General features: G+C 52.7%; 9 protein-coding genes. 8 read left to right on the top strand and 1 reads right to left on the bottom strand.

What is annotated here, in order from left to right:
* Positions 1-4 precede the first annotated feature (4 nt).
* The 3 genes from arnT to arnF are packed head-to-tail and all read left to right on the top strand — an operon-like array spanning position 5 to position 2,363.
* Positions 5-1,663 carry a lipid IV(A) 4-amino-4-deoxy-L-arabinosyltransferase gene (gene arnT, locus GC090_RS21625; protein ID WP_324021755.1) on the top strand — a complete coding sequence of 553 codons (1,659 nt, stop codon included), beginning with the start codon at positions 5-7 and terminating at the stop codon, positions 1,661-1,663.
* A 2-nt stretch (positions 1,664-1,665) separates the two neighbouring features.
* Positions 1,666-1,989 (top strand): 4-amino-4-deoxy-L-arabinose-phosphoundecaprenol flippase subunit ArnE, encoded by a 324-nt coding sequence (arnE, locus tag GC090_RS21620; RefSeq protein ID WP_006121943.1) that lies wholly within the window; start codon positions 1,666-1,668, stop codon positions 1,987-1,989.
* Positions 1,986-2,363: a 4-amino-4-deoxy-L-arabinose-phosphoundecaprenol flippase subunit ArnF gene (gene arnF, locus GC090_RS21615; RefSeq protein ID WP_324021753.1), complete on the top strand. Its 378-nt coding sequence runs from the start codon at positions 1,986-1,988 to the stop codon at positions 2,361-2,363. Before arnE ends, arnF begins: the two co-directional genes overlap by 4 nt.
* 128 nt (positions 2,364-2,491) lie before the next feature.
* Here the strand turns inward: arnF and GC090_RS21610 are convergent, their stop codons facing one another.
* Positions 2,492-4,420, bottom strand: coding sequence for a methyl-accepting chemotaxis protein (locus tag GC090_RS21610; RefSeq protein ID WP_172913179.1), 1,929 nt, complete (start codon positions 4,418-4,420; stop codon positions 2,492-2,494).
* Between the two features lie 587 nt (positions 4,421-5,007).
* Here GC090_RS21610 and GC090_RS21605 point away from each other — a divergent pair.
* The 5 genes from GC090_RS21605 (at position 5,008) to GC090_RS21585 (ending at position 11,711) form a co-directional block, all read left to right on the top strand.
* Positions 5,008-5,550: a chorismate mutase gene (locus tag GC090_RS21605; protein ID WP_033742476.1), complete on the top strand. Its 543-nt coding sequence runs from the start codon at positions 5,008-5,010 to the stop codon at positions 5,548-5,550.
* Positions 5,551-6,087: 537 nt separating this feature from the next.
* Positions 6,088-7,323 (top strand): carbohydrate porin, encoded by a 1,236-nt coding sequence (locus GC090_RS21600; RefSeq protein ID WP_324021952.1) that lies wholly within the window; start codon positions 6,088-6,090, stop codon positions 7,321-7,323.
* Positions 7,324-7,489: 166 nt separating this feature from the next.
* Positions 7,490-8,323, top strand: coding sequence for a BglG family transcription antiterminator LicT (gene licT, locus GC090_RS21595; RefSeq protein ID WP_033742480.1), 834 nt, complete (start codon positions 7,490-7,492; stop codon positions 8,321-8,323).
* Between the two features lie 127 nt (positions 8,324-8,450).
* Positions 8,451-10,304, top strand: coding sequence for a PTS beta-glucoside transporter subunit IIABC (bglF, locus tag GC090_RS21590; RefSeq protein WP_324021750.1), 1,854 nt, complete (start codon positions 8,451-8,453; stop codon positions 10,302-10,304).
* Between the two features lie 12 nt (positions 10,305-10,316).
* The gene (locus GC090_RS21585) at positions 10,317-11,711 is read left to right on the top strand and encodes a glycoside hydrolase family 1 protein (RefSeq protein ID WP_324021748.1); all 1,395 of its coding nucleotides are present in this window, start codon (positions 10,317-10,319) and stop codon (positions 11,709-11,711) included.
* Positions 11,712-11,824: the final 113 nt, after the last annotated feature.

The following is an 11,824-nucleotide window of genomic DNA, read 5'->3' as shown; positions in this document are numbered from 1 at the left end:
CACCATGACTGCCACCAAAAAGACGGTACTACTGGTTTCACTTTTCGTTCTTTATTATTTACTTCCTCTGGAGTTCCGCAATCTCTGGCAGCCCGATGAAACGCGTTATGCCGAAATCAGCCGTGAAATGCTGCAAAACGGCAACTGGATTACGCCGCACTTCTTCGGTCTGCGTTATTTCGAAAAACCCATCGCCGGCTACTGGTTCAATACTGTTGGACAGGCCATTTTTGGTCACAATAACTTCGCCGTCAGGATTGGTTCGGTCTTTTCAACCCTGATGAGCGCCATCCTGATTTACTGGCTGGGTTGTCGCCTGTTTGCTTGCCGTACCGTTGCTCTCACGGCCAGCGTTATCTTTATGACCTCACTTCTGGTCTACGGTATTGGTACTTATGCCGTGCTGGATCCGATGCTGACGTTATGGATGGTTGCGGCGATGTGCAGCTACTGGTTCGCCAGCGAAGCGCAAAATGTGCGGCAACGTATCCTCCGTTATCTGATTTTGGGCTTAGCCTGCGGCATGGGCTTTATGACCAAAGGTTTCCTTGCCCTGGCGGTTCCTGTACTGGCGATCCTTCCATGGGCGATCTGGAACCAGCGTTTTCGGGAACTGGTTATTTATGGCCCACTGGCGATTGTCAGTGCGGCAGCCATCAGTGCCCCCTGGGCGATTGCCATTCAGCAGCAACAACCTGATTTCTGGCATTACTTTTTCTGGGTTGAGCATATCCAGCGTTTTGCCGAAGACAACGCACAGCATAAGGCACCTTTCTGGTACTACCTGCCAGTGCTGATTGCCGGCGCGCTGCCCTGGCTGGCGTTGTTACCGGGCGCACTGCGTTCAGGCTGGACCGAACGCCAGCAGTCCTCAGGTGGTGTTTATCTGTTGAGCTGGGTCGTGATCCCCTTGGTGTTTTTCAGCATTGCGAAAGGGAAACTGCCGACGTATATCCTGCCTTGCTTTGCGCCGCTGGCGCTGCTGATGGCGGACTATGCCTGGCGTAAAGTGGGTGAGAACACGCGCGTCTTTAAAGTCAACGCCTGGATCAATATCCTGTTTGGCGCGATCTGTGTGGTTGCATTGCTGGTCGTGCTGGCACCCTGGGGATTAAGCCATCGTCCGCTCTATGGCGCACATCAGCTGGTTGCACTCATTATGGCCGTGATCGCGTTTGCGGGCTGGGCTGTCGCGGGGGCTTTCAGCCTGAAATCGCCACAACGCAACTGGCTGGCCGCCGCGCTTTGCCCTTTGGCGCTGGCGCTCTGTGTCGGTTCGGCAATTCCGGAAAGCGTTGAGAATACGAAGCAACCCCAGGTCTTCATCCGCAGTATTGAAAACAGCCTGGCGAACAGCCGCTATATCTTAAGTGATAATTCCGGCGTGTCGTCAGCCATCGCCTGGACGCTGAAACGCAGCGATATCATTGCCTACAGTCAAAAGGGCGAGCTGCAGTATGGTCTTAGCTATCCCGATGCCCAGTCTGCCTATGTCAGCAGCGAGGATTTCCCGCAATGGCTTCAGGCGCACCGTAAGCAGGGCAATGTCTCGTTGATCATGATGCTGGAACGCGGTGAAGCGACACCCACAGATTTACCGCCAGCGGATGCGGTCTATCGCAACGGTCGGATGCTGTTACTGCAATACAATGCGGCTAACTGATCGTGAGTTTATTATTGGTGCTGCTGACCAGTTTACTCACCTGCGCAGGTCAGCTCTGTCAGAAACAGGCGGCACGGCAAACAAACAGGGCTAACCTGGCCGGCTGGCTGCTGGCCAGTCTTATCATGTTAGCGCTGGGGATGGTGGCCTGGTTGCTGGTGCTGCAGCGTTTGCCGGTAAGCCTGGCCTACCCGATGCTGAGTATTAACTTTATTCTGGTTGCCCTGGCCGCACGGTTTATCTGGCGTGAAAGAATGTCGCCTCTGCAATGGGCTGGCACGGTACTGATTGTCGCAGGCGTCGCCCTGATAGGGAGCTACGCATGAAGGGTTATTTGCTGGCCTTATGCAGCGTTTTGCTGGTGACACTCGCTCAATTAATGCTGCGCTGGGCGATGCTTCAGTTGCCCAGTTTGCAGGCCGTGTTGATGCAGCATCCCGTGAACTGGCTGCCGCTGCTGATTCTGTGTGGCGGACTGACTGCTTACGCCTGTTCGATGGTGAGCTGGTTCCTGGCACTGCGCCATCTGCCGCTCAGCCGGGCCTATCCGTTGCTGAGCATCAGCTATGTACTGGTCTGGTTGATGGCAATCAGTCTGCCGCTGTTCGCTGAGCCTTTTCATACAGGCGCGATTGTCGGCGTCATGTTGGTGCTGGCAGGATTACTCTGTATGTGCATTAAGCCGCAAAAAACCGACTGAAATGACATGGCCGGAACCGGCATCGTTACAAAGCAGGGCAACAAAATCAGTTCAGGATACGTGTTGCACCGCTCTTTTCAGCCAACCACAGTGACGCCGGCAACTTGCCGGCGTCACTGTTTCCGGTATCAGAACGTTTCCCAGTTGGCTTCAGTTACGCTGGACTGGCGTGCAGACACCACGACTTTAGGTGCTGCGGACGATATACCCTGACTGGCCACCACACTTTTCTTGTTACTGGGTACCCGGAATACAGCAACCTTTTTTTCCAGCGCTTCTGCCTGCGATTCCAGTGAGCTGGCAGCGGCTGAGGACTCTTCAACCAGCGCGGCGTTTTGTTGCGTCGTGGTGTCCATCTCTGTCATCGCCTGGGCGATCTGCGATATGCCACGATTCTGCTCGTCCGAGGCTGCCGCGATTTCGCTCATAATATCTTTAACCTGGGTCACCGACAGCACGATCTCGTCCATTGTCGTTCCCGCCTGATCCACCAGGGTCGAACCTTCATTGACGCGATTCAGTGAATCGCGGATCAACGTCTCAATTTCCTTAGCCGCAACAGCGCTGCGCTGCGCCAGGTTTCTGACTTCGCCAGCGACAACGGCAAAACCACGCCCTTGTTCGCCGGCACGGGCCGCCTCCACGGCAGCGTTCAGGGCCAGAATATTCGTCTGGAAGGAAATACCGTTAATGACACTGATAATTTCGCCAATCTTACCTGAACTGGTGGTAATACCTTGCATGGTGGTGACAACGCTTCGTATGATCTCACCGCCGCGTCCGGCATTGGCAGAAGCTTCTGTAGCGAGTTGGCTGGCGTGATGCGCGTTTTCCGCATTCTGTTTCACGGTGGAGGTTAACTCTTCCATACTGGCCGCAGTTTGCACCACGGCGGCAGACTGTTGCTCGGTCCGGGAAGACAGATCCATATTGCCGGCAGCGATCTCTGAAGAAGCGCGAGCCACGCTGTTCACGCCGTCGCGTACATGGGTAATGATGTTTTGCAGGCTGTCGTTCATCACGCTGACGGCCTGCATCAATTGCCCCAGTTCATCACGACGAGCCGTGGACAGCGAGGCGGTCAAATCGCCTTCCGCTATGCGTTTGGCTACGCTGAGCGTTTCTTTCAACGGAACCGTAATGGAAAGCGTTATTCGCCAGGCGATCAGCAGACTAAGCAGCACACAAATCGCGGCGACAATCGCAATCTGCGTTTCCGCTTTGTGTAATGCATTTGCGGATTCGGACGCCTGATAGTTAAAAAGCTCCGCAACGGACGTATTCAGTTTTCCGGCGGTGATGTTCAGTTGTTTCGACGCGGTTGTTTCTACCGCCACGGCTGACAGATAGTCAGTAAAGGCCTGCCTGAGTTGCGCCAAATCCGTTTTCTGCGTCGCCAGCACCGCCTGGATATCCGGGACAGACAGCGCGAGCAACTGTGCGCGCAACTGAGTAACGGTGGAAATGTTGTCGCTGATTTCACTTTTACTGGATTCGGTCGGTTTGTCGACAAAACGCTCTACATCACCGGCGATCTCTTTCAGTATCGATGCTAAGCGCAACACCTGAAGCATGGCCTCAGGCTGAGCGGGAATCGTGATACCATCAAGCCGCTGACCGACAGCCAGCAGATCATTGTTTTGAATGAGGGAGGCGGCAGCAAACGTTTTTTGCGAGGCATTATAAAAAACCTCGCGGTGCGTCTTGTAGTTTTCCAGTTCGTTTGCGGCAGTAGTAAGTGTGTTTTCGCCCTGACTGTCCCAGCTAAACGTCTTAAGTCTGTTTACCTGTGCTGTTAAATCGTTCAGCGCTTTTGCGTTAACCTGCGCATAGTGTTCGTCTTTCGTGTACTGATAAAGCAGCCGGCTGGTTCGTGCTTCACCGAGTGTGTTGACAAAATCGACAGTAATGTCCTGTTTTTGCGCATTCTCCTTAATGGTTTCAAAGCCTTTAAACGCTAACAGTGCGATGGTCAGGGTTGCAACTATCAGCACAACAAAACTGAGCCCCAGCTTTTTCCCCATTTTCATATCGGAAAACGTACGCGTAATAAACATAATTCCACCCTGATAGCCGGTAAGGGAAATAATTTGCAGCGAGAAACAGGCTTCAACTGCTTAATAAAACTTATCGACTGTCACGTTGAAAACTTTAAAGACGTTTTGAAATAAATCCTCACAAATAAGGAGGTGATGCATTTTCATTGTTTTAAAAGGAAAATTTAAACTTTAAGCGTCATTAATAAAGCGCATGATAATTAGCTTGCGAATAATAAGAGGCGAGTTCTGTCTGACGTTTTTTACCTTTAATGGCGATATGAGAATAAAAAGTTTACTGTTTCAAACTTCCATAAATTTATAATTTTATAACTATATTCAATGCTTTAATCAGTGAGTTGATTGATTTTTCACTGATTGTCCGCTCAACTTGTTGACTAAATATTAACATTGAAGCGGCGCGGTTAGGGTGGCCATAATGATAGTGTATGTATTCTAATGATTTATGACCTTCAACCCTGGGTGTGTTTATAATTTGTATTAGTTAATTACAGAGATTAACTAATGTTTCACAGACACTTCATTATTGAGAGGTGCGTTTAATATGATTAATCTTTTTCAACTATTTGGAAACAGGCTAACCAAACATGCAATATATGACCTTTCTGCTGGCCGCCCTTATTTTTAGCGGCTCCGCTGCTGCTGCGCCTGCAGCATCTCAACCTGTCTCTCTGCTCTCACGCGCACTGCATGAAAGAATGCTGCTGATGAAAGACGTCGCAGCGTTCAAAAAAGTGCATAACAAGCCGGTTGAAGACCTGACCAGGGAAAAGGATGTGCTGGCAGAAGCGCAGGAAAAATCGGCTCAGGCCGGGCTGGATCCCCAATCTGTTACCGTCTTCTTTCAGGCGTTGATGGATGCCAGCAAAGCGATTCAGTATCGCTACATGGCGGACTGGCTGGCCAAACCTCAGTCGGTCCCACCGGCTAAAGATCTGGCTGAGTTGAGAAAGCAAATCAATCAGTTAGATGAACAAATTCTGCAAGCGATTCATCAGCAACTGTCGCAGAGCAGTTTTTCGAAAGGCGATTTAACCTCTCTTCATCACCAACTGGATGTGCAACATCTGAGTGGGGATGATATTAATAACGTTTTACAGGGACTTGAGCAAATTAAACTAAAGCGGTAACGTGCCGCAAGCGCACACGCGTTAAATAACGAACGACTTCTCATTATATCTGCATTGCAACATCACGCCCGTCCTGTCAGGCGGGCGATGCTGTTTTCACTTGCTGGCTGTTCTGCCGGAAATCCCCTTTTGATACGCGCAGGTAATGCACTCATTCTGCTCGGCGTACGACTGTTTCTTCCGACAAAACTGCTACCTGAATCACATACGTAGCCAATACATGCGTCCTGAAAACCTTACAGATGATAAGGTTTTTGGCGACTGAATTCAGGATTGTTACTGGTCGACAGGCAAAACCTGAACGCGATATGGGATAACCCATTAAGCGTTCAGGTTTTTTTTGGCCTGAAGAACAGGCAACACCCTAACAAACTGAACATTCCTCATTTTCACATATGTATGTTTATCAGGATGTAAAGAAAGATGATAAATGCTCGCTACAAACAGTATGTACTCGCGCTTTTGCTGGTTTCACCGCTATCAGTCGGCCAGGAATGGAATGGCACGGTATTAGGTTTTGACGCTTCTCCCGCTCCCATGCTGGGCGATATGTTGGGTATTCGTAACATCCTTAATGATAACGGTTTTACCTACAATCTGGGTTATCTGAACGAAATCGGCTGGAATGCTGGCGGGGGCTACCATCAAGACTCGCATGTGGCTTATATCGATCAGTTTGCGTTGACCTTCACTCAGGATTTGGCGCGCTGGACAGGCATTCCCGATGCACGAATTGAGGGGAATATCGTCAATCGTAACCACAATGATGACCTCACCACCAGACGCGTGCAGGATCCGCGAGTGAATATCAACGACCTGACGCAGGAAAGCTGGGGCGGCCAGTCCATTACCCGTCTGGGCTGGCTGACCTTTGCCCGCAGTTTTGACGATCGCCGCATCACCTGGCGAATCGGGATGATGAATAAGGTCCAGACCTTCGATCAGATCATTCCCTGTGACTTCCAGCTACTTTCCCAGTGCGGCGGCAAGTCGGCTAACGCGCTCACCTGGCATAACTGGAACGTCCACACCTGGGGCACAACGCTGTCGTATAACGTGACGCCGGCCATCACATTAAAGGGGGGAGTGATGGAGCAGAACCCGGATGCCTCCAGCCGTCATCATGCCTGGAGCGGGTCGACGAAGGGCAGCAAAGGCATATTACTTCCGGTTGAAATCGAAGCGCGCCCGATGATCAATCATCTTCCCGGAGCGTATAACCTGGGCGTGGTATTCACCAATGCGCCACAAACGGATCTTTATCACGGAAGATCGGGTGGGGCAGGGGCAACAGACCCAGAAGGTTATACACAACGCAATCGTACCTGGTTTGTGTACGCCGGAATGAATCAGCAACTCACGCAGCATAAGGACGATTCGAATCGTGGGTTAAGTGCCTCCGCCAGCATGAGCCTTGCCGACCAGCGTACCAATTATATTCATCAGGTTTATGCCGCCTCAGTGCGCTATCGGGGACTGTTTGACGCACGACCGGAAGACTGGATGGGTCTTGGTCTCAGCTGGATTGATATGAGCACTGGCTATGCCCAAAATCAGCGCTATATGAATACACTTAGCGGGCTGAGCGATCATAACAATCCTATGTATCATCCGGTACCGGGCCATTCCCTGAACGGGGAGTTTTACTATCGCTTCCGTCCTCTGTCGTGGCTGGAGCTACAGCCGGGCATACAGTACTGGCACCATCCGGGCGGCGTATCGCGCACGCAGGATGCCTGGGTCACCACGCTGAAAACCGCGGTAACTTTCTGACCCCACAGCAAAAGTACGATATGTGTCACGTTTTTTACGCATGATACGGATAGGTTGCAATTGAAACTGATAGAGTTCCCTCACTGGATTGTGACTGCTAAAAGCAGGCAAAACCTGATTTTCTGGCTTCTGCCGGATGTCAGGTTTTTTTGTTTCTGGGGTTCCGATGAAAATCGCCAAAATTCTTAATAACAATGTGGTGGTTGCTCTGGATGAGCGTGGGTCCGAACAGGTTGTCATGGGGCGTGGGCTGGCCTTTCAGAAGCGCGCAGGGGACACGCTGGAAACCGCACTGATTGAAAAGGTGTTTGCGCTGCAGAATGACGTGCTGGTGCGTCGGCTAGGGGAACTGCTGAGTCAGATCCCACTTGAGGTGATGACGACCTGTGACCAGATCATCAGGCTGGCAGGACAGCGGCTGGGAAAGCTGCAGGATAGTTTGTATATCACCTTAACCGACCACTGCTACTTTGCGATTGAGCGGCAAAAGAAAGGGCTGGCAATCAAAAATGTGTTGCTGTGGGAAATTAAACGTCTCTATCCCAGAGAATTTGGGCTGGGTCAGGAGGCGAGGGCCATTATTGCCCGACGTCTGCATGTCGATTTGGCCGAGGATGAGGCGGGATTTATTGCTCTCCATCTGGTTACGGCCCAGTTGGACAGTGAAATGCCTGAAGTGATGCATGTCACCAGGATCATGCAGGAGATCCTGCAACTGGTGAAGTATCAACTGCACCTGGAGTACGACGAAGAGTCGCTCAGCTATCAGCGTTTCGTTACTCATCTGAAGTTTTTTGCCCAGCGAATGCTGACCCGCACGGTGGTGCAGGATGACGATGTGTCTTTGCATGCAGCGGTCAAAGACAACTATGGCATGGCCTGGAAATGCGCCGGAAAAATCGCTCAGCACCTGAATAAAAACTATCAGCGCGAGCTGACAACCGAAGAAATCATGTTTCTCACCCTCCATATTGAGCGGGTGAGAAAAGAGGGGCGTTAAGCCTCAACACGGGATTGTTACTGCATTACGCAGGCAAAACCTGAGTGCGGCCTTCTGACGAAGGACGCCCTCAGGTTTTTTTTTAATTCAACAGGTGGCTACAGGCACCGGATGTAAGGAAAACGAGATGGAATACCAGGCTTTAGCGAAGGATATTCTCAGCCACGCTGGCGGAAAAGAGAACATCATCAGCCTTGTGCATTGCGCAACCCGGCTTCGTTTTAAACTGAAAGACAAGCAGAAAGCAGATGCCGAGGGGCTGAAGAACAACCCGGATGTGATTATGGTGGTAGAAAGCGGCGGCCAATTTCAGGTCGTCATTGGGAACCACGTCCATGACGTCTGGCAGGCGGTGCGCAACGAGGCCGGGCTGACTGATGACGCGCCTGTCGTGGAGGAAAAGGGCGACAAGGGCACCTTATCTGGCCGCCTGATCGACATTGTCTCCGGAATTTTTACGCCATTTATCGGCGTCCTGGCGGCCTCTGGTATCCTCAAAGGGTTACTGGCGCTGGCAGTGGTCTGCGGTTGGCTCACCACGGAAAGCGGCACCTATAAAATATGGTTCGCCGCCAGCGACGCGCTGTTCTTCTTTTTTCCATTAGTGCTGGGCTACACCGCTGGGAAAAAGTTCGGCGGTAATCCTTTTATCACCATGGTCATTGGCGGCGCGCTGACCCATCCGATCATGATCGCTGCGTTCAACGCCAGCCAGCAGCCGGATGCGGTGACCGAGGCGTTTCTCGGCATTCCGGTGACCTGGTTTAACTACAGCTCGTCCGTAATCCCGATTATTCTTGCCGCGTGGGTAAGCTGCTGGCTGGAAAGACAGAGTACGAAGCTGCTGCCATCCTCGATGAAAAATTTCTTCGCGCCGCTCATTTGCCTGGGCGTGACGGTCCCCCTGACTTTCCTGGTGATTGGCCCACTGGCAACCTGGCTCAGCCACATGCTGGCAAACGGTTATCAGTGGATCTATGCACTGGCACCGTGGCTGGCGGGCGCGGCAATGGGCGCGCTCTGGCAGGTCTGCGTCATCTTTGGTCTGCACTGGGGGCTGGTACCGTTGATGATCAACAACGTGGCGGTGCTGGGCCACGACTCTATGTTGCCGATGCTACTGCCTGCGGTCTTCGGTCAGGTGGGTGCAGCGTTAGGGGTCTTCCTGCGCACCCGCGATGCGCGTCAAAAAATGCTGGCCGGATCGTCCGTGACGGCAGGGATCTTCGGCATTACCGAACCCGCGGTCTATGGTGTCAATCTGCCGCTGCGCCGCCCCTTTATCTTTGGCTGCGTGGCGGGAGCTATCGGTGGAGCTATTGTTGGCTTCAGCGATACCCACGTTTATTCGTTTGGCTTTGCCAATATTTTTACCCTCGCCCAGATGATACCGCCGGGCGGCGTGGATGCCACGCTATGGGGCGGCCTTTTCGGCACAATGGTGGCACTGGTCCTGAGTTGCGGCCTGACGTTGGTCGCCGGGATGCCAGCGCGCGCAACGCCTAACGGGCACGCATCAGCAGGCAAAAACACGGTGTTATCGCCGATGACCGGCACCGTTCTGGCACTTGACCAGGTGCCGGATACCACCTTCGCCAGCGGCCTGCTGGGCAGCGGTGCCGCTATCATTCCGTCTGATAACAACGTCGTTGCCCCTTTCACCGGCGTTGTTGCCTCGCTTTTTCAGACCAAACATGCCATTGGCCTGCTCAGCGACAGCGGCATTGAAGTAATGATTCACGTGGGCATCGACACCGTGAAGCTCAATGGCATCCCCTTTACCGCTCACGTGAAGGTAGGTGACAGCGTGCAGCCGGGCGATCTGCTGCTGGAGTTTGATCGTCAGGCAATTATCGATGCCGGTTACGACCTGACGACCCCGATTATTATCAGCAATAGCGACGAATACCGCGAGGTAGCGACCGTGGCGGCAACATTCGCCAATGCCGGTGTACCGCTAATCTGCGTAAGCCATCAATAACAGGAGAACATAATGAAGACTTTCCCGGATGATTTTTTATGGGGTGGGGCGTTAGCCGCTAACCAAACAGAGGGCGCTTATCTGGACGATGGAAAAGGGCTGTCAACTTCTGACGTTCAGCCACAGGGGGTTTTTGGTCCGGTGGTAGAGCGCGTCGCGGGAGACAGCAGTATCAAGGATGTGGCTATCGACTTCTATCACCGCTATCCGGAAGACATCAAACTCTTTGCTGAAATGGGTTTTAAATGCCTGCGCGTCTCGATTGCCTGGACGCGTATTTTCCCGAACGGTGATGAGCAGCAGCCAAACGAGGCAGGGCTGGCTTTTTACGACATGCTGTTTGACGAGCTGGCCGCGCACGGTATCAAGCCGCTTGTCACGCTGTCGCATTATGAAATGCCATGGGCGCTGGTAAAGCAGTACGGCGGCTGGGGAAGTCGTCAGACTATCGGTTTTTTTGAACGCTACGCCCGCACTGTGTTTGCGCGCTACAAAGAGAAGGTGAAGCTGTGGCTGACTTTCAACGAGATCAACATGTCCTTGCACGCGCCGCTGACTGGCGTTGGTCTGCCGGAAACCAGCAATAAAGGCGAAGTGTACCAGGCAATCCATCATCAACTGGTCGCCAGCGCGCTGGCGGTAAAAGCCTGTCATGACATTATTCCTGATGCCAGAATCGGCAATATGCTGTTGGGCGGCCTGGTATACCCGCTGACCTGCAAGCCAGAAGACGTGCTGGAAGCGCTACAGGAGAACCGCAGCTGGCAGTTCTTCGGTGACGTGCAGTGCCGCGGTGCCTACCCGGGCTATATGCTGCGCTTCTTCCGTGACAACGGTATTCAGATTGACATCACCGATGCCGACCGCGAGGCGCTGACATCAACGGTCGACTTTATCTCGTTCAGCTACTATATGACCGGCTGTGTCACCACCGATGAGGCGTTAAATCAGCAGGCACGGAGCAACATCCTGAGCATGGTGCCAAACCCGCATCTGGCAAGCTCCGAATGGGGCTGGCAGATAGATCCTGTCGGTCTGCGTACGCTGCTCAACGTGCTCTGGGATCGTTATCAGAAACCGCTGTTTATCGTGGAAAACGGCCTGGGTGCGAAGGATAAACCTGACGCGGACGGCGTAGTGCAGGATGACTACCGCATTAGCTACCTTAATGACCATTTAGTACAGGTGCGCGAGGCGATTGACGATGGTGTAGAGGTGATGGGCTATACCAGCTGGGGGCCCATCGATCTGGTCAGCGCCTCCAGAGCCGAGCTGTCCAAGCGCTATGGTTTTATTTATGTTGACCGCGATGACAATGGGAACGGCACGCTGGCGCGCAGCCGCAAGAAAAGTTTCTGGTGGTATAAAGAGGTTATCGCCACCAGTGGTGCATCGCTGGCACCCTGATCCCGCGCGAAAGGGTGAGTCAACTGAACTCGCCCTGACGTTTCTGTGCCGCTTCAGACCGGAACGACGATACTTATGCGGCCCGCGCGCAGGCGTTGATGACGTTGTCGTTT

Source organism: Pantoea sp. JZ29 (assembly GCF_035190385.1).
Taxonomy (GTDB): Bacteria; Pseudomonadota; Gammaproteobacteria; order Enterobacterales; family Enterobacteriaceae; genus Pantoea; species Pantoea stewartii.
Note: the sequence above shows the minus strand (reverse complement) of the source record. Positions and strands in the feature narration are given on the sequence as shown.

Bases quoted from the DNA above. Each gene is read 5' to 3' on its own strand.
- arnT (WP_324021755.1), top strand. From the start codon at position 5: ATGACTGCCACCAAAAAGACGGTACTACTGGTTTCACTTTTCGTTCTT.
- arnF (WP_324021753.1), top strand. From the start codon at position 1,986: ATGAAGGGTTATTTGCTGGCCTTATGCAGCGTTTTGCTGGTGACACTC.
- GC090_RS21610 (WP_172913179.1), bottom strand. From the start codon at position 4,420: ATGTTTATTACGCGTACGTTTTCCGATATGAAAATGGGGAAAAAGCTG.
- GC090_RS21605 (WP_033742476.1), top strand. From the start codon at position 5,008: ATGCAATATATGACCTTTCTGCTGGCCGCCCTTATTTTTAGCGGCTCC.
- GC090_RS21600 (WP_324021952.1), top strand. From the start codon at position 6,088: ATGCTGGGCGATATGTTGGGTATTCGTAACATCCTTAATGATAACGGT.
- licT (WP_033742480.1), top strand. From the start codon at position 7,490: ATGAAAATCGCCAAAATTCTTAATAACAATGTGGTGGTTGCTCTGGAT.
- bglF (WP_324021750.1), top strand. From the start codon at position 8,451: ATGGAATACCAGGCTTTAGCGAAGGATATTCTCAGCCACGCTGGCGGA.
- GC090_RS21585 (WP_324021748.1), top strand. From the start codon at position 10,317: ATGAAGACTTTCCCGGATGATTTTTTATGGGGTGGGGCGTTAGCCGCT.